Source organism: uncultured Arcticibacterium sp. (assembly GCF_964021845.1).
Lineage (GTDB): Bacteria > Bacteroidota > Bacteroidia > Cytophagales > Spirosomataceae > Arcticibacterium.
This window is the reverse complement of sequence record NZ_CAXHZC010000001.1, coordinates 774,223-792,853: the sequence shown is the minus strand read 5'-3', so window position 1 is coordinate 792,853 and position 18,631 is coordinate 774,223. Positions and strand designations below refer to the sequence as shown.

Genomic DNA, 18,631 nt, shown 5'->3' with positions numbered 1-18,631 from the left:
TTTTTACTTATCCAATTCTAACGAAGCCAAAATAAAAGGACCCAATGCATGAATATCATTTACTAACATGGGCTCACTAATATAGTAATCATAAGTACCATTTCTATAAGGGTCTCCACCTAAACCTGCACTTTGACACACCTGCTTAATATTAACCGTACCGTCTTCTTCTACCTCTATTAAGTTATGAATAATTCCATCATAAGCCTTTTCTGCTGCCGTTAAAAAAGATTCATCTATATAACCTTGATGAGCCGCTCTCGCAAAAGCATAAGTAATCATAGCTGAACCGGAGCTTTCTAAATAATTCCCAGCTTTTTCAGGTTCAGTCGGCACTTGATACCAGAGTCCGGTTTCTTTATCTTGAAAATTTAAAAGGCTAGCTGAAAAATCATCTAGATAAGAAATTAGACTATCTCTTTTCGGGTAATCTTCTGGCAGAATATCAATAACATCTACCAAGGCCATCGCATACCACCCAAGCGACCTTAACCAAAATTCAGGAGAGCGTCCTGTCTCTTTATCAGCCCAATCCATTTGTCTGCTTTCATCCCAACCATGATAAAAAAGCCCCGTTTTTTCGTCTTTAAGGTTCTTTTGTATTTCATCAAATTGGTGAATCACATCATCTAGTTTGTCGCCATGCTCATACATTACATTATACTTGGCATAAAAAGGTGCTCCCATGTAAAGCCCATCTAGCCACATCTGATAAGGGTATATTTTTTTATGCCAAAAACCACCTGCATTAGTACGAGGATGTGTTTCTAGTTGGCTTCTTAGAGTATCTAAGGCATCACGATAACGCTTGTCTTCTGATTTATCGTTCATGTAGAACAAGTACTTCCCGGCATTAATATTATCAATATTATAACTGCCTAAATCGTATTCCAAGATTATTCCATTCTCGTTAATAAGCTTATCAGCAAAATCACGCATGTAATCAAAGTATATTTCCTTATTAGTTTCTTTGTGAAGACGCTCTAAAGAGCTCATAACTAAACCTGTCTTATAATTCCATTTTGTTTTTTGCTTGCTTACTAAAGTTCTTGGGTCTGGATTTCTATTTAAAATAGATAGAGCCATTCTTTCTGACCATTTAAGCTCATTTGAAATTTCATTTTTTTCTTGACTCTCTTCTGATTCAGTTTGGCATGCAGTAAATAGAACAGTGGCTAAAAGAAAAAAGAGAATTGGGTTACGTCTAAACATGATGTACAAGTAAAAATTAATAAAAGATTGCGTGGATTTGTATTGAGAACGACTTAATAAAATGATTAAAACAAAACGAAGGCACCCATTACTCTGGATGACTAACAAGTACCTTCGCCATAAACCTTAAACTGTATATGTAAGAAATTAGGTAAAAAGGTAGAGCATGCTGCATCTACGCTGATACAATTTTAACCCTGAAGATTGTATTTTAATAATAAAAAAGTAGATTAATTAACGCAATCGTTGTCGGGAACGATGCCGAAAGGCACAAGGCCTTTTTTTACTAAACTGAAACCATCTCCTAATACATCATGAAGGAGATTACACAGAAGCTCTCCATTTTCCCTTGCCTTTACAAAAACAACACTCTTAACATTCACCTTTTATTTTCAGGTATAAGCCGACTTAATTCTCAGACCTTTCCTGACTTATGAGGTGTTATCTCTTGGTTATATCTTAAATATTGTCATTCTGCTATAAAGCCAAGGATTATAATTACCCACCACCTTATAGTATCAAATTAGCTTGCAAGTACTTATTTCATAAACTTCTTGAGTAGATTAGCGACCATAGTAGCTGATTTGACCAGCCAACAAGAAAAAACAAAAAATTGACATTAGAAAAAACTAAATACGACTACCTATATTCCTTTAAATACGACATCCATCATACGGAATTAAGTAAGTTAGAATCTAGACAGTTATTTGAGAAAGAGGCAAATGATAAGGTACTTTTTTCTGATAACAAAATAAACCCGAGCATCAGTCCATTTATAAAAGCAAGATTGGACATAATTCTTTCTGCCCCTAGTTATGAATTACTCTTAGAAAAGGTTAAAACCAAGGATATCCATATTGAAGGATTTAATGTCGATTATTTAATTTTGGAAGGTGATTCTACACATTTTACCGATAGACGTATTAAGCAAAACGACATAGGCCACTGTATAGAAGGTGAACCAGATTTTGAAAACCCATCCATAACCTATGCCATATGCTGTCAAAAAAATACTTGGTATTTCGGCATTTTAGTAAAGCATCAAATAGGCTGGCATGAGCACAAGAAAAAACCATGCTCTTTTAGCAATTCCATCAACATGGATATTGCTAAAACGCTCGTTAGCATAGCTTCCAAGGGTCTAAAAACCAATACCCTTTTAGACGGCTGCTGCGGTGTGGGCACCGCCATGTTAGAAGCCTGTTTCGCTGGATTCCAGATAGAAGGCTGTGATATAAACTATAAGGCCGTTAAACACAGCAGAGAAAACTTAGCATACTATAATTATACTGCCAAAGTACACTGCTCCGACATTAAGGACCTTGACCAACAGTACCACGCAGTAATCATTGACCTGCCATATAATTTATACTCCTACGCTGATGATAGCATCATCACAAACATCATAGAATCAGCAGCTAAACTAAGCGAACGCGTAATCATTGTTTCTATTCTAGATATAGAATCCAAAATCAAGAAGTTAGGACTAAAAGTCACTGATTTCTGCACAGTAGACAAAAAAGGAAAATCAAAATTCACTCGGAATATTTGGGTTTGTGAGCGGATAGCTTGAAACACTCTTTTGAACTCATTTAAGGACTGTTCTCGTTTTCTGGCGGCAAGCAGGACCTTCGCCCAAACTGACAAAACTAATGTCTTCACATTTCCAGAAACTACTTCAAAATCCCTAAATACCTTGCCATCCAATATGGTAATAGGTATTCATCACCTGCTAAAATAGACGTTCCTGGGCTTCCGCCATCTAGTCTAAAAGGATTTGCATTATGCCTGTGCGTTCTTCTTTCGCCTGGCGTTAGGAGTACTTCTGTGGTTTGCCCTCTGAAGTTTGGAGGCAATAGTTTAAGGTCTTTTCTGTGTGAGTTTTTTACGACGTATTCCATTTGGTCTAAACCAAACTCACGCAAATGCCAAAAAACATCTTCTGTGTTTATTTTACCAGAAGTACCATAAGTCAATAAATTCCATGCAGCATTTCTTTCTGGTAATTCTACTTCCCAGTGCTCGTCAATAATCCAAGCATACTTCTTTTTCAAGTCATCATTGAGAGCATAATGATACATTGGCCAGTAAGTCAAAAATGCCATTTCATCATCCGAGTGATTCCAAGAATCGCCCATGGTATACTCCATATAAGGAATAGAGTCGGCACGCATTTCTTTCAAACTTGCCATCATATTTTCCAGATAGCCATACTCGTCTATCATCTTATACATCTCTGTTTTGAAAATCTCCTTACCTGTAAGCTTATAAGCCAGCTGTAATCCAGTAATTAAGTGCGTACTATTTAGCTTTCTGTCATACACATGTTTTGGATACATTTCCACATATTCAGGGTCCCATCTCCCCCATGTAGTTGGCTTGCCGTCATGGTCTATAAATTTATGGTCGTTGGTAATAATATGTGTCATAATGGCATCTATAAAGTTTGCTACACGCTGCTTTTCTTCTTTAGATTCCGACACAAACTGGTCCATCACAGCGGCCACAAAAAGGTAAGCAATGTACTCATCAGAGCTAGTGGTGCCTTTCCATTCCCAACCTTCCTCTTGAGACATTCGCCATCTTTCTAAATCAGATACTTTAAAACCTTCACGCTCAAAAGTTCTGGCAGGGAAACCTTCAATTGGATTAATGTCAATAATTCTTTCAAAAGGTGCAAAAGACTCCCAAGCGTACCTTTTCGCTTCTTTCTCCTTTGTGGTGGCATACCTAAAAGCCTGACTGCCTAAATAAAAAGAAGTCCATAGTCCGTCATTATCATGGTCTATAATATGCTCTGAACTAAAATCATAAGGTGTGGTAAGGCGTGGAGCACACACAAAACCATAGCGTAAAAAGTGTTTTCTAATTCTGTCTTGAAAAAATGTAGCCTTATCGGCCAAAGTCATGGAAGCCGCATTGATTTGATTCAAACCATCTGAGGTCAAAAGAAAGACATTGCCTTTGCTGTCTATGTCCATATCAATTACCTTATCGCTATTCAGCCATCTTTTTGACGCAAAATACCTGTAACGGTCTGTTTCTTTTGTAAAAGCTCCTTGTGCTGTCGCAAACCATAAACCTTTGTCTGGGCTTATCGCCAAATTACTGATACTAACCACTGGCAAGGCACTTTCTAGTTTTTGTATTGAATTGCCCGCAGGGTCAATACTCAAATAGCCCTTATCGGTTCCTACATAAATGTTTGCTCCAGCAAAAGCCAAACTAGCAATGCCTGCACCCGTATAAATCTTCTGCCAAGATTTAGCACCTAGTTTGTATATAGCTGTTTTGGAATGAGCGTAAAAACCACCATTGAAAGCATAAAGCTTTGTTAGCTGTTCTGGCGTAGTAAAATCACTCTTTTTGACATTGCCGTCATATAATGTTGCATGCTTATCTGCCAGTAACAAAACTTCACCCTTTGCATTAACGGCCATTAATTTATAGGCCTTTGTTTTATCAAACTTTACTCCTATTCGCCCTGCAAAAGCGTTTGACAAAAAGCCATCTTGATATAAATAATACAGCTCACCAGATGTTTCTCTAGTAGTAATATCAAGGGCAGTTTTGAAAGCAATTGATGCGTAGCTATTGTCTTTTGCTACCTGATTATCAGGAAATTCCTTAAAAACACCTTTATCGGTCAAAATATAAACAGCGTCATTATAATCCACCACCAATTTCTTTGGCGTTGCCGCCAAAAACTCTTCTGAAACGTTATACTTTACAGAAAGGTACTGTTTAAATGGTTGGTCTTCTTGCTGTGCTAAAACAGCGAAACAGCAAGACAAAAAAAGTGCGAGCAATAAGGAAATTCTCATAGCAATTTAATTTTAAATTTCTGTTGTTTTCTAGTGATGTAAACCCTCTGCTTTAAGGGCGGAAATCATTTTTTCTGGTTGGTCTGTTTGCAAAACATTAGCTCCATTTTTTAGGAAGTCCATTAAACGTTTGCTACTTCCGCTGGTCAATGATTTATCAACGTCGCCAAATGCATTAATCCAAACCTTGATGTTTTTAGCTTTCAAATCATCCACTAAAGCTTTTGTATAAAAACTAGGGTCTATATGTACTATAACTGGGTCAAAAATTCGAATGGCCTTTGCAACTTCTTTGTCAGAATGTGTTCTAGGCATCAAGTATAAACTGGGGTCTATCCTTTTAATTTTCTTTAAAACGCCATAATCGCTATCAAAAAAGAATACTTGCGACTGCATGGCCGATTTTTGAACCTCCGCAATAACCGGTTTGATGTTCTTCAATTTCAAATCCAAGTCAATCAGAATATGGCCTTTGGTCAATTGAAAAACCTCCGCTAACGTTGGGATTTGGTGTTCACTTAGTGTGCCATCCACATTCTTTAAGCGAAGCATTCTTAACTCTTCAAACGTATAGTTTTCTAGCTTCCCTGTACCGTTGGTAGTGCGGTCTATGGTGCCATCATGCATAAGCATAGGAATACCATCTTTTGAGGTTTTTATGTCAATTTCTATAATATCTATTCCCTCTCTTATGGCGTTTTCTACAGCAAGAAGGGAGTTTTCTGGAGCAAAATTATGAGCCGCTCTATGAGCTGCTACTAAGACTTTAGAGGCATCTTGAGCAAAAAAAACTTCTTGAAGATAGTCCTGGGCCATGGCCACAGGACTAACTAAAAAGAAGAACAATACTGATTTTGCTAAATATTTAATTTTCATAGTAAAGTACAAAGTCGAGAAGGCTATTAATAAGTTTTCATGACTATAAACCCTCTTTTTTTATGGTTGAATAATAATTGTTTATTCTTTTATGTGTCTTCTTTCTGGGGTGTCTGGAACCTGATTTATAAGTACGTTTGGCTTATCTCCATTCTTCTTTAAAATGAATGAATCATATAAATCTCCGGTACCGGTAAATGCCTTATAGTGCACTAAGTCTTCTGCCACTGTAATTACCTGAAACAGCTGTGTGTTTTCGGCTTTACGCTGCATCCAACTTTCTTCGTAAGTCATGTCGTACATTTTAGGTCCACTTACAGACACCACGTACATAGTTCCCGCTTCTTTTGACTTCACTGAAGAGCCTGTGCTTACGTTATCGGCAGTTCCTCTGCCATAAGCATGGTCATGACCTTGCAATACTAAATCCACCTTATGCTTGTCAAAAATAGGTTTGAAAGCATCTCTCAGCTTAACGTTGTCGCGGTTTGGCTTTGTAGAATATATTGGATAGTGAAACGTAATTACGGTCCACTTTTTAGGATTATAGGTCAAAACCGAATCTAACCAGTCGGCCTGAGCTTTTCTATAATACACAGACTCATCAATTTGCTCTGCATCTAATGAAATCACCTTCATTTCAGGATAGTTAATTTCATAACAAGTTTCCTCTAAACCTGGCACACCATTTTTTGGCAAATTAAATTGTGGCTGCCATTGCGGTGAAAGCTTAACATCTCTATACTCATGGTTTCCCGGAGTCATAATACTAGGAACTTGTGAATGGATAAAACCTCCTGCATGAAACCACTCTCCCCATTCCACGTCTCTATCATGCCTGTTGATTAAATCACCTGCATGAAGCAAAAAATCCATCTGCGGCATAGTATGGTAGGCTTCTCTTATGATTCTAGACCACATAGACTTCACATCATTTTGGGCATCGCCAAAGTAAACAAAAGAAATCGGCGAATCTGTGCCCGGCATACTCACCTGAAACCATTCGCTCCAAGCATCACCAGCCCCTACTCTATAAACGTACTTCTGGCCAGGCTCTAAGTTTTTTATGATACCGGAATGATAATTAGCTTTAACTATGGGCTCTCCTTCCCTTGCCACTGTTAAGCTTTCCGTAATTGCTTTAATAGTACTCGGATTCTTTCTGAATTCAGGACCATGCGTAGCTTTACCATATTGTATAAAACCCTCCGTAACATTTAAAGAAGTTCTCCAGTTTACTGCCACAGAAGTAGTTGGGTCTTCCGTCAGATTTAAAATTATTCTATCAGGAACATTACTCGGAAAAAGTAATTTATGGTCTTGAAATTGACTCATCAAAGAGTCTAGATTATCGTAACCATGACTGTGCTTATTTCCTCCATGAGAATGCTCTATGTTTTGAGCAATAACTGGGCTTATGATTGAGCAAAGAAAAAGCACATAAAACACTATTTTAAAGCACTTTAACTTATCATTAAGTTTCATATTTATCTTTGATTTATTTACAATAGATTACTATTTTTGTTAAAGTTCTCACCTCGAATATTTCCCGATATTCACCTATAAGACTTCCAGTCCATCAAAATGGACTATTCGGTTTTAAAAGTATTTTCAAAAAACATCTTATTCACCATGGCTATATGCCAATTTTCAATCATTTATCAATGAAGACTAAAACACTTATTTTTTCAATCTTAGCTTCTTGCCTGCTTTTTCAATCATGCAGAAAAGAGCCAAAACATGTTGTCAATTCTACAAACGCTTTAGAAAGCTATGTTGCTAAACCCGACACTGCTTTTCAATGGTCGGTTACAGACAGTTTTGAACTAGAAGGTATCAAAGGCTACCAACTCATCATGACATCGCAAGTATGGCAAGGCATTACTTGGAAACATCAACTAACCGTTTTTGTACCTACAGAAGTAGATTACACCAGTTCTCTTTTGTTCATTTCGGGAGGTAAAAATAAAGAAAGTGAACCGACCTTAAGAAGCAATACAGATGATTTAGCCACTGGACTGGCAAACATTGCTTTAAAAAACAAGGCCGTGGTTTCTCTGTTAAGACAAACACCTAATCAACCGCTCTTTGGCGACCTCACAGAAGACGCCTTGATTTCTTATACCCTTCATAATTTCAAAAAAGACGGAAACTACGAGTGGCCACTTCTTTTCCCTATGGTCAAAAGTGCTGTAAGAGGTATGGATGCCGTACAGGAATTTGGAGAGCAAAACTTAAACAAGAAGATAGAAAAATTCACTATCTCAGGCCTTTCAAAAAGAGGATGGACTACATGGCTTACTGGCTCTCAAGATAACAGAGTGGAAGCTATAGGCCCAATGGTGATTGATGTATTAAACATGCCAACAAGTTTACAATATCAAATTTCTACTTGGAACGATTACAGCATCGAAATTCAAGACTATGTAGCTCTTGAAATACCTCAATCTATGGCTTCTGATACTGGCAAATATTTGGTAGACATGATTGACCCATATTCTTACAGAAAGAAGCTAGACATGCCTAAGATGATTTTCATTGGAACCAATGACCCCTACTGGCCAATAGACGCTATGAAAAACTATTATGACAGCATTCCAGGTGAAAACTATATTCATATAGTGCCAAATGCTGGTCATGACCTAGCTGGTGGCGAGCAAGCTTTAGAAGCCTTAGGTGCCTTTTTCGGTAATACTATTCAAAAGAATGCATATCCTACATGTACATGGAGTACCAAAACTACAGAAGAAGGGTTGGCAATAAACGTTAAAACCTCCGCAGATAGGTTAATAGATGTAATTGTGTGGTCGGCAAATTCAGATGACCGTGATTTCAGAGATGACGAATGGACTTCAAAAAGCCTTGGTATCAAAAACGTGGAGAGTGTAGATGTATTGGAGAGCTATGCAAAAGGTAATTTTAAAGCCCAGTACATTGATTTAAAATACCAAGACGCTACTGGTGGAACTTTTACTGAAAGTACTAGAACCTTTGTTACGGATGCCAAAGGATTACTTTAAACTAAAAAAACAAACCCTACTGTAACACAAAAAAACGCCATCTTATTTTCTGAGATGGCGTTTTCTATTTTAAAAATCGCTTAACAAGTCCAAAACTTAATTACTCCCGTATGTAACCTAGACTATAAATTTAAACTACCGATTGAAAGTTAAAGCTTCCAATACTGCCTTACTTGTTTTTTCATTATCTGCGAAAGCAGAGGCCGAAAGAAAACCACTTTTCGGTAAGGAAAAAATATCTGCTTCTATAGGCTTATATCATCAGCTTATTAATAAAACCAAAAGGCTAGCTAAAGAAAGTGGTCTTGATGTGTTTTGGTTTGATGAAAAAAACCAAGTAGGAAATTCATTTGGTGAAAAATACGCCAACTCCTTTCAGCACATTTTTGATAAAGGTTATAACAATGTAATTTCTATTGGAAATGACTCTCCCGATTTAAGTTCGGAAATTTTAGCCGATGCCATTCAAAAGCTTAATCATCAAGATTTGGTTTTAGGACCTGCTCAGGATGGAGGAGCGTATTTAATTGGACTCAGTAGTAAGGTTTTTGATTTCAACCAGTTTAAGGCTCTCTCTTGGACACATAAAAACCTTTTTGAAGACCTACAAAATTATGCTATTAAGGCTTCTGTGGCTTTTACCACTTTAGGAACTTTACTAGACCTTGATCAGAAAGCAGACCTTTACACACTAACTCGTAATTCTGTATTGACAGAATTAGTACGATATATTTTAAAATGCCTTCGAAGCGTCTTCTATCCACCACAACTTAAATTAGAACTTTCTTACACTACACCTACCATTCAGGGTTTTCAATTAAGAGGCCCTCCTACCTATTGCTAATAATATTGAAATTCTAAAAGGCTCGTGGCCTTAATTTATCATTTAGTAATTTATTAATCAGTATATGAAAATATTTCTATTAGCTGTTTTGCAGCTATGTTTGACCGTAAGCTATGGTCAAATGTCATCCTACACGTCAAAATTGACCAATAGGCAAAACGAACCAATACCCTTTGCTACCGTGAGCGTGGACAATTCCTCCCAAGTAGCCTCTTCAAACGAAAATGGCATTTTCTCCATTTCTTCTGAAGACCAAAACTTTACCTTAAAAATAAGCTCCATAGGTTATCAAGAACTAGTGCTTGTAGTGACTGAAGGAAACCTTCCAGCAAATATAACTTTAGAAGCAAGCTCTGAGCAGCTTGATGAAATTGTAGTAACAGCTTTAGGAATTGAGCGTGAGCGACAATCTTTGGCTTCATCTATCACCACTGTAAGTGCAAAGGAATTAACCGACGTACCTTTGGCCAACCTTGTAAATAGCCTGGCTGGTCAAGTAGCAGGTGTTCAAATAACAAACGGTTCTTCTGGGGTAGGTTCTTCTTCTAGAATAGTGATTAGAGGAGAAAATTCATTGAGCGGCACTAACCAACCGCTCTTTGTAGTAGATGGTGTCCCTATCAGCAATGAGCAAATAACAAGTAATTTATCAAACAACGGAAGGCTCCAAGAAGTGGATTATGGTAACAGTGGTGCAGACATAAGTGCTGACGACATTGCCTCTATTTCTGTCTTAAAAGGAGCTGGCTCCGCCGCACTTTATGGAGCACGGGCTGCCAATGGCGTTATACTTATCACCACCAAAAGAGGAAACGACAATAAAGGATTGGGCGTTAGCCTAAGCAGCTCGTTAACCGTGGAAAACCTCTTAACCGTGCCAGATTATCAAAATGTGTATGGCGGTGGTTCTAATGGACAATACGCCTTCCAAAACGGAATAGGTGCCGGAGTAAATGATGGCGGAATCAGTAGTTATGGGCCACTTTTAGACCAAGGTCTTTTAGTAAAACAATTTGATAGCCCCTCTGTAGATGTAAACGGAAATCCTGTAAGAGCAGGAGACGTTATTTCCAGAACCTTCCCAGATGGTTCTTATACGGATGTTACCGCCACGCCATGGGTTTCTAGGCCTAATAATGTTAAAGACTTCTTTGAAACGGGTGTTACTTCTCAAAACAACATTGCCATAAGCTCTTCAGGACAAAATGGAAGTAGCCGTATCTCTTACAGCAACCTCCGAAACAAAGGAATCCTGCCAAATACCGATTTTAAAAGAGATGGTCTTTCTATTAGCCTTGACCAAGCCTTAGGTAAAAAATTGAGTATTAATTCTTATGTAAACTACATCAATACACGAAGTAAAAACCGACCAAATTTAGGATACGGTTACGAAAACGCGATGTACGGTTTCAACTGGACGGGGCGACAAACAGACATTGCTGCTTTAAGAAACTATTGGCAGGCTGGTCAAGAAGGCATTCAGCATTATGATTTCAACTATTTATGGTTGACAAATCCGTATTTGACGCAGTATGAAAATACTAACGCCTTTAACAAAAACAGGGTGCTAGGAAATGTATCGGCCAATTACGCCATTACAGACAAACTAAACCTGAGCGTAAGAAATGGGCTTGATACTTATACAGACAAGCGAGTGACCAAAAGAGCCGTAAGTACAAATAGTAATCCTTTTGGAACTTACAGAGAGGATTTTGTGACGTTTAAGGAGTTAAACACAGATATCCTGCTGTCATACAAAGACAGAATAAACGAGAATTTCAAGTACACACTTTCTGGAGGTGCTAACAGATTTGACCAAGATATTAGCTATCAATATTCTGAGGCTTCACAGTTGGCCATTCCTGGTATATATACATTGACCAACTCTAGAACGCCACTTAAAGGAGAAAGCTTAAATTTTGAAAAGAGAATTAACAGTTTGTACGCCACAGGTAACTTGGCTTATAAAAACTCGCTCTATTTAGATTTGACCTATAGGAACGACTGGTCAAGTACTTTGCCAGCTGATAATAACTCTTTTGGCTACTATTCTGCAGGTTTAAGCTATGTTATTTCTAACATGTTTACCATGCCCGAGTATATCTCTTTACTTAATTTAAGATTCAGCTCAGCAAGTGTAGGAAATGACACAGACCCTTATCAAAACGCTCAAACCTACCTTTTTAACCAGAATTATGGGTCGGATTTTAGGGTAACAAACGAAAACGTTTTGAAAAATGCCAACCTGAAACCAGAGCGTTTAAATGCATCTGAAGTAGGGGTAGAACTATGGTTGTTTAAAAACAAAATCCAACTAGATGTGGCGGCTTATCAAAACGTAAGTGTCAATCAAATCATTTCTAGGCCAATTTCTAATTCTTCAGGCTTTGCCAACTTCAACGTCAATGGCGGCGAAGTTAGAACTAGAGGTTTTGAAGGAATGCTTAGTGCCGAAATCTTAAAAAGAGGAGCTTTCACATGGAATTCGTCGGTAAACTACTCTACCTATAGAAGTAAAGTAACCAGACTCCCAGACGGTGTTGACCAGTTTGTAACTGGTGTCGCCAATGTTTTTGGTGGCTCAGGTGGGTCAAACACGGTGTTCTATATAGCTAAAGAAGGCGGTAGAGTTGGTGATATGTATGGAACTGGATTTGTAGAGATTGATGGAAAAACACTTTTTGGAGCAAACGGCCTTCCTGTACAAGATGGAAATCTTAGAGTATTAGGTAACTATAACCCAGACTTTGCCATGGGCTTTAATAATAGTTTCAAATACAAATGTTTGGAGCTAAGAGTATTGGTAGACTGGCGTCAAGGCGGTACAATAGTATCTCGAACCAAGGCTCTAGGAAGTACCTCTGGCGTACTAGCGGAGACTTTAGTAGGAAGAGAAACTGGCGTAGTGGGTGATGGTGTAATGAACATTGGCACGGCAGATGCTCCAAATTATGTCACCAATACTACCAACGTACCTGCAAGTCAGTTCTATAATAATTTCTTTGACCGAGGAAACGAGGCTAGTGCCCTTTATGATGCTTCCTATGTTAAAGTAAGGCAAGTAGGTTTATACATGAACTTACCAGAAAGAGCCGTTAAGGCCATTGGTTTACAAAACCTGAAAATTGGTTTAGTGGGCAGCAATCTATTCCTATTTACGGAGAACCCGCACTTTGACCCAGAGCTTAATGCACTGCAAGAAACTAGCATTATAGCTGGCGTGGAAGATTTCTCTTACCCATCTACCCGAAGCTTTGGTTTAAGTTTAAAAACTCAATTTTAAGACATTAAGAATATGAAAAATATACTGATAACAATATTTGCTCTGGCTATCACTTCGGTGAGTTGCACAGACGGTTTTGAGGAATTAAATCAAAATCCAAATTCGCCTCAAAACGTAGGTTCACAGTTTTTACTGACAAATGTGCTTTCTATTTCATCAGATGCTAATGCCTACGAACAAGGCTTTAGGCTGTCAAACTACCTGACGCACTTTGCGGCTAGTGTGGAATTTGAAAGAATAGACCGTTATGAAATGGGCTCTAACAGTGGTTACTGGAATAGCACTTATAAATTACTTTCTGACATTAGGTCAATGCAAGAACTGGCTGGCGACAATCAGGCTTACATGGCCGTGGGAAACATTATGAAAAGTTACCTATTCTCTCAGCTGACAGATATGTGGGGTGATGTACCCTATACAGATGCCGTGGCTGCGTTGGATGGAAATTATACGCCAGTTTATGATAGTCAAGAAGATATATATATGAACCCTCAAACGGGTATTTTGGCCGTATTAAAAGCTTCAGCAGCTACTTTAGAGTCCACTGGAGATAAGATTCAGGGCGACATCATGTTTAATGGTGATTTACAGAAATGGGTACGTTTTGCTAATTCGCTTCGTTTCCGTTATTTATTGAGAGCAAGCAATAGGCTTTCTGATTATTCAGAAATGCAGGCTTTGGCCAACTCTGGTAAATTGATGCAATCAAATGCCGATAATGCTGTGGTAGCTTATTTGAGCTCCGCTCCAAATCAATTCCCGATGGCCTCTGCAAGTTTAGGTCTTTATCAAGAACACAGAATGACCCAAACGGTGGACTCTGTTTTGACGCTATGGAACGACCCACGTGTGGCGGCTCTTTACAAACCATCACAGGTAAGTGTGAATAGCGGCAACCCTGCTTACAAAGGACTTCAAAATGGTCAAAGCCGTGAGACTATTGGTACTAAAGGTATAGACCTTAATGATGTTTCTCTGTTCGGTGCCATATTTAGAGACGTGCCAAATGGTGTAGATGCTCAGTATATGCAGTATGCCGAATTACAATTTGCTTTAGCAGAAGCAGCACATAAAGGATATATCTCGGGCGATGCAGAAACCTATTATCAAAACGGTATAACAGCCAGTTTTGATTATTACGCGGTAGAGCTCCCAGCAGATTATTTAACCGCAGATGTCATTGCTTTAGATGGTTCAGAAGACCTCACAAAAATCTTAACGCAAAAATGGTTAAGCTTAATAAATGTGGGTCATGAAGCATGGTTTAATATTAGAAGAACAGGCATACCAGCTTTAACAGCAGGCCCAGATAACCTAAACGACGGCAAATATCCAGTAAGGTACCTTTACCCAGAATCAGAACAAGCAACGAACGCCGCAAACTACCGAGCAGCAGCAGACGGCATGGGCGGCGATAACATAAACAGCAAAGGCTGGTGGGAAAAGCCGTAAAAAATCATTCATGTCGACATTGAAAGGAAAATACAGTAAATCCTTATAAAGCCCTGTACTGTTTGAGCACAAGCAAAATTTAACAGAATACGCTTTTCTCAATTTCAAATTTTACTAAATTTTGAATGTGCGAGTTTACAGGGTGAAGCTTTTTTCGGTTCGCTTTTTTTGCTAAAAAAATGAACTCCCCGCTGGAAAGCGAACCAGAGAACAGCTGAATTGAATATTAAAATTGATATTCAAAACTTTTATTAACCTCAAAAAAATAATACCCCATATTTGCATAAGAACAAGAACCCCCTAAATGAACAATCATAAACTAAACATATTAATAGGACTCTTTTTTATAGCAATAATTAGCAACTGTAATCAAGAACCAAAAGAAGATAAAGAATACCTTAAAACGGCTCCTTGGGAACAAATCTCCAAAGAAGCAGAGGGCACTACGGTAAACTTTATGATGTGGCAGGGAAGCACTGCCATCAATAATTACATTAACAATTTTGTAATTCCTGAAGTAAAAGAAAGATATAACATCGACCTGAAAATTAGTAGTGGTCAAGGTCCTGAAATAGTGCAACTGGTGATGAGCGAGCGAGACGCTTCTATTGACCAAGGGCAGGTAGACATGGTTTGGATAAATGGTGAAACTTTTTTCCAACTAAGACAAGTAAAAGGGCTTTGGGGACCTTTTGTAGAGCAATTACCAAACGCCAAATTGGTAAATTTTAATGACCCATACATTGGAATGGATTTTCAGCAACCCGTAGGCTACATGGAAGCACCATGGACGGTGAGTCAGTTTGCCATGCTTTATGATAGCACCCGACTAAACACTGCTCCGCCTGCTAGTTTAGAGGAACTAACCGCTTATGTAAAAGCCAATCCAGGTACTTTTACCATTTCTAACGACTTCACTGGCATGACCTTATTGAAGAGTTTTATGGCAGAATTAGGCGGTGGAAGTAAGAGTTTAGATGGAGCCTTTGACGAAGAAAAATACAATGAACTTTCAAGCAAGCTTTGGGAATATATCAATACCAACAAAAAGTACTTTTGGAAAAATGGGGAGACTTTCCCGAATGAGCAGTCAAAAATGAACCAACTTTATGCCATTGGCGAATTAAACATTCTTTATGGTTTTGGCGAAGGTGGCATAGAAAACAAAGTCAATAATGGTCTTTACCCAAAATCTACCGTAGGTTACCCATGGAAAAACGGCACAGTCAAAAACTCCAATTATTTAGGGATTTTACATAATGCTCCGCAAAAAGCAGGTGCCATGCAGGTTATCAATTTCTTACTTTCGCCAGAGGCCCAGTTAAAGAAAGCCAGCAAAGATGGTATGGATTCCAATACTATTTTGGAAATTGACCGATTAACACCTGAAATGCAAGCCAAATTTAAAGAAGCAATGCAAAGAGATTACGGGCCAACAATGGAGGAACTTAAAGATTATGCCATGGCTGAGCCAGCAGCACAGTATATGATTAGACTTTTTGAGGATTTCAGGACAGAGGTGATTGAAAAGTAATCGTTTAAATATCGGCATTCTCTTCTTTGGCGTATTCGTGATACTGCCATTCCTATCTGCTTTTCTATATGCATTATTATACAGTTTTGGCATCATAGGCGTGGTGAATGACGGCTTTACGCTAAAGTTCTGGAAGTCGGTGCTGAGCTCTGGTGATTTCTTCCGTTCCTTTTTTTACAGTGCTAGCATAGCTGCTGTCTCTACTTTCCTTTCTGTTTCGGGTGCTCTCTGGATTACCCTTAAATTCCGAAAGGAACTAGAAAAAGGCATGTTCTCCTTTTTGATTTATTTGCCACTGGCAGTACCGGGCATCGTGACAGGATTCTTCACTTTTCAGTTACTTTCTAAAGGTGGTTTTTTCTCCAGAATAGCCTTTAATTTAGGAATCATTTCTGAGGCAAACCAGTTTCCTGAAATGGTGAATGATACTTATGCCATAGGTATGGTGTTGTCGTTTATTACCCTTGCCCTACCCTTCTTTCTTTTGCTGTTTCTGAACATTTACAAAAACGAACGCGTAGAAGAACTGGCTATTTTAGCTCAGTCTTTAGGAGCAAACAAAGCCCAAATCACAAAGAAGGTTTTCTTACCATTATTGCTGAGAAAGAGCTGGATTTTGATAGTGCTAAACTTCATAGCCACCCTCGGAGCCTACGAAGTGCCTATAATTCTTGGCCGCCAGTCGCCTGAAATGTTATCAATTTTGATACTCCGTGAAATTAGACAATACGACCTCACCAAGATGTCGGAAGGTTATGTGATAGCTGTCATTTATACTTTGATGGTTACTGCTTGCGTGATTTTCTTATTCCTTTCCAGAAAAAAAGCCTTGCATGAAACGTAGCCTAAAATCCATATTGCTGGCCATAGCGGGAGTGCTTATCATCTTCCCATTTTTGTATTTGGTGATGCTTTCTTTTGCCTCCGAATGGCAATACCCAAACATACTACCAGGCTATTTCGGTTTAAATAACTGGAAGACCATTCTTGGCTCAGAAATAGGCTTATTGACAAGCTTTTTTGAGTCCGTGCTCATTTCGCTTTCAGTAGCTTTTGTGTCTACTTTATCTGGTTTCTGGGGCAGCAGAGCTGTTTATAATCATCCAAATAATAAGCTACTTACCCTCCTAACCTACTTCCCATATATTCTAGCTCCTGTAGTTTTCGCAGCTTGCTTTAGTTATTTCTTTATCAAAATGGGCTTATTCGGAAATGCCTTTGGTGTGGTGGCGGCACAGTTTCTAATTACCTATCCGTTTGCATTGATATTCTTTAGCAGCTTTTGGAACAAAAAAATCAGAAGCTATGAAGAATTGGTAACCACCTTAGGCGGAAATTCCTTTCAAACTTACGTCATGGTTTTACTGCCATTGGCAAAAGGCTTACTCTTGATATGCTTTTTTCAAACCTTCCTTATTTCTTGGTTTGAATATGGACTAACTTCGGTGATAGGTTTGGGCAAAGTACAAACCCTCACCATCAAAGTATTCATGTACATCAAAGAAGCCAATTACTATTATGGAGCATTGAGCTGCTGTTTGCTAATATTTCCGCCAGTTTTACTGCTCTATTTCAATAAAAAATACGTTTTCAAAAGCTTAGTATAATGTTTTTAAAAGTCAAAGACTTACATAAGAGTTTTAATAAAGAAGCCGTTTTTAGCTCGCTTAATTTTGAGCTAGACGCTCATAAAACCCTGAGCATATTAGGTAAATCTGGCTGCGGAAAAACCACTATGCTTAAAACAATCAGTGGGCTTTTAGCTCCCGACCAAGGTGAAATAAGAATCAACGATGAAATTATAAATGAGGTAATACCAGAGCAAAGAAACATCGTATATCTCTACCAAGAGGATTTACTTTTCCCGCATCTGACAGCCTTTGAAAATATAGCGTTTGGACTAAGGCTTAGAAAAAAACCGGAGGCAGAAATACAAGAAAAGGTAATGAAGATGCTGGCCAGTTTAGAGCTGGATGGACAAGAAAATAAGATGCCAAATCAGCTATCTGGCGGACAAAGACAAAGAGTTTCTTTTGGCAGAGCCATCATCACAAATCCTTCTTTATTGCTTCTAGACGAGCCATTCGGTAGCCTAGATACAGTAACGAGAGAAAGGATGCAGGGCCTATTTAAAAGCCTAACGGCAGAATTTGGCATTACGTCCATTTTTGTAACACACGACCTAAAAGAGGCTGTTTTAATGGGAGACAGCATAGGTTTTATGCAAAAAGGAAACCTAAAAATGTACGCCAACAAACAAGATTTCATAAACGACCCAAGCACCGGCGTCCAAAACGAAATCAATTTTTGGGGCAGTTTAAAATAGATTGGTAAAAAATAAAGCGGAACAAAGTTTTGGCCACAAAGCGTAAGCTTTAGATACCTAAAATACCATATAAAGCTATGTACTGTCTAAGCACAAGCAAAATTCAAGGAGAAGTGCTAATACATTGGGTAAAACCATAAGAATTTTGAATGTGTGAGTTTACATAGCGATGCTTTTTTGGTTCGTTTTTTACGCTAAAAAATGAACTCCCCACCGGAAGGTGAACGGAAGAATAAACTTAGACTAGTTAGAAGATATGG

At 38.4% G+C, this 18,631-nt stretch carries 13 protein-coding genes; 9 read left to right on the top strand and 4 right to left on the bottom strand.

From position 1 onward, the window contains the following. Positions 1-3 precede the first annotated feature (3 nt). On the bottom strand, positions 4-1,212 hold the full coding sequence (locus AADJ06_RS03305) for a glycoside hydrolase family 88 protein (protein WP_341224977.1): 1,209 nt from the start codon (positions 1,210-1,212) through the stop codon (positions 4-6). Positions 1,213-1,825: 613 nt separating this feature from the next. Between AADJ06_RS03305 and AADJ06_RS03300 the strand changes: the two genes are divergently transcribed. Further along, positions 1,826-2,785: a methyltransferase gene (locus AADJ06_RS03300; protein ID WP_341224976.1), complete on the top strand. Its 960-nt coding sequence runs from the start codon at positions 1,826-1,828 to the stop codon at positions 2,783-2,785. Positions 2,786-2,885: 100 nt separating this feature from the next. Here the strand turns inward: AADJ06_RS03300 and AADJ06_RS03295 are convergent, their stop codons facing one another. The 3 genes from AADJ06_RS03295 to AADJ06_RS03285 all read right to left on the bottom strand — a co-directional run bounded on the left by AADJ06_RS03295 (position 2,886) and on the right by AADJ06_RS03285 (position 7,397). Continuing rightward, a complete protein-coding gene (locus AADJ06_RS03295; RefSeq protein ID WP_341224975.1) occupies positions 2,886-5,036 on the bottom strand; it encodes a hypothetical protein in 2,151 nt (716 codons plus the stop codon). Between the two features lie 30 nt (positions 5,037-5,066). Continuing rightward, positions 5,067-5,912, bottom strand: a complete 846-nt coding sequence (locus AADJ06_RS03290; RefSeq protein WP_341224974.1) for a glycerophosphodiester phosphodiesterase family protein — start codon at positions 5,910-5,912, stop codon at positions 5,067-5,069. An 81-nt stretch (positions 5,913-5,993) separates the two neighbouring features. Beyond that, on the bottom strand, positions 5,994-7,397 hold the full coding sequence (locus AADJ06_RS03285; protein WP_341224973.1) for a metallophosphoesterase family protein: 1,404 nt from the start codon (positions 7,395-7,397) through the stop codon (positions 5,994-5,996). A gap of 179 nt (positions 7,398-7,576) precedes the next feature. Here AADJ06_RS03285 and AADJ06_RS03280 point away from each other — a divergent pair, with 179 nt between their 5' ends. The 8 genes from AADJ06_RS03280 (at position 7,577) to AADJ06_RS03245 (ending at position 18,371) form a co-directional block, all read left to right on the top strand. Then, positions 7,577-8,932: a PhoPQ-activated protein PqaA family protein gene (locus AADJ06_RS03280; RefSeq protein WP_341224972.1), complete on the top strand. Its 1,356-nt coding sequence runs from the start codon at positions 7,577-7,579 to the stop codon at positions 8,930-8,932. Positions 8,933-9,074: 142 nt separating this feature from the next. Continuing rightward, the gene (locus AADJ06_RS03275; RefSeq protein ID WP_341224971.1) at positions 9,075-9,776 is read left to right on the top strand and encodes a DUF2064 domain-containing protein; all 702 of its coding nucleotides are present in this window, start codon (positions 9,075-9,077) and stop codon (positions 9,774-9,776) included. 64 nt (positions 9,777-9,840) lie between these two features. Next, a complete protein-coding gene (locus AADJ06_RS03270) occupies positions 9,841-13,059 on the top strand; it encodes a SusC/RagA family TonB-linked outer membrane protein (RefSeq protein ID WP_341224970.1) in 3,219 nt (1,072 codons plus the stop codon). A gap of 12 nt (positions 13,060-13,071) precedes the next feature. Then, positions 13,072-14,511: a SusD/RagB family nutrient-binding outer membrane lipoprotein gene (locus AADJ06_RS03265; protein WP_341224969.1), complete on the top strand. Its 1,440-nt coding sequence runs from the start codon at positions 13,072-13,074 to the stop codon at positions 14,509-14,511. 304 nt (positions 14,512-14,815) lie between these two features. Then, a complete protein-coding gene (locus tag AADJ06_RS03260) occupies positions 14,816-16,045 on the top strand; it encodes an ABC transporter substrate-binding protein (RefSeq protein ID WP_341224968.1) in 1,230 nt (409 codons plus the stop codon). Beyond that, complete coding sequence (locus tag AADJ06_RS03255) at positions 16,035-16,889, top strand: ABC transporter permease subunit (protein ID WP_341224967.1); 855 nt, start codon at positions 16,035-16,037, stop codon at positions 16,887-16,889. The genes AADJ06_RS03260 and AADJ06_RS03255 overlap by 11 nt, the downstream gene beginning before the upstream one ends. Then, complete coding sequence (locus AADJ06_RS03250) at positions 16,879-17,652, top strand: ABC transporter permease (RefSeq protein ID WP_341224966.1); 774 nt, start codon at positions 16,879-16,881, stop codon at positions 17,650-17,652. The genes AADJ06_RS03255 and AADJ06_RS03250 overlap by 11 nt, the downstream gene beginning before the upstream one ends. After that, on the top strand, positions 17,652-18,371 hold the full coding sequence (locus tag AADJ06_RS03245; protein ID WP_341224965.1) for an ABC transporter ATP-binding protein: 720 nt from the start codon (positions 17,652-17,654) through the stop codon (positions 18,369-18,371). The genes AADJ06_RS03250 and AADJ06_RS03245 overlap by 1 nt, the downstream gene beginning before the upstream one ends. Positions 18,372-18,631 lie beyond the last annotated feature (260 nt).

What these genes read in the sequence shown, in the direction of transcription:
- AADJ06_RS03305 (WP_341224977.1), bottom strand. Translation starts at nt 1,212, where the DNA reads ATGTTTAGACGTAACCCAATTCTCTTTTTTCTTTTAGCCACTGTTCTA.
- AADJ06_RS03295 (WP_341224975.1), bottom strand. Translation starts at nt 5,036, where the DNA reads ATGAGAATTTCCTTATTGCTCGCACTTTTTTTGTCTTGCTGTTTCGCT.
- AADJ06_RS03290 (WP_341224974.1), bottom strand. Translation starts at nt 5,912, where the DNA reads ATGAAAATTAAATATTTAGCAAAATCAGTATTGTTCTTCTTTTTAGTT.
- AADJ06_RS03285 (WP_341224973.1), bottom strand. Translation starts at nt 7,397, where the DNA reads ATGAAACTTAATGATAAGTTAAAGTGCTTTAAAATAGTGTTTTATGTG.
- AADJ06_RS03280 (WP_341224972.1), top strand. Translation starts at nt 7,577, where the DNA reads ATGAAGACTAAAACACTTATTTTTTCAATCTTAGCTTCTTGCCTGCTT.
- AADJ06_RS03270 (WP_341224970.1), top strand. Translation starts at nt 9,841, where the DNA reads ATGAAAATATTTCTATTAGCTGTTTTGCAGCTATGTTTGACCGTAAGC.
- AADJ06_RS03265 (WP_341224969.1), top strand. Translation starts at nt 13,072, where the DNA reads ATGAAAAATATACTGATAACAATATTTGCTCTGGCTATCACTTCGGTG.
- AADJ06_RS03260 (WP_341224968.1), top strand. Translation starts at nt 14,816, where the DNA reads ATGAACAATCATAAACTAAACATATTAATAGGACTCTTTTTTATAGCA.
- AADJ06_RS03250 (WP_341224966.1), top strand. Translation starts at nt 16,879, where the DNA reads ATGAAACGTAGCCTAAAATCCATATTGCTGGCCATAGCGGGAGTGCTT.
- AADJ06_RS03245 (WP_341224965.1), top strand. Translation starts at nt 17,652, where the DNA reads ATGTTTTTAAAAGTCAAAGACTTACATAAGAGTTTTAATAAAGAAGCC.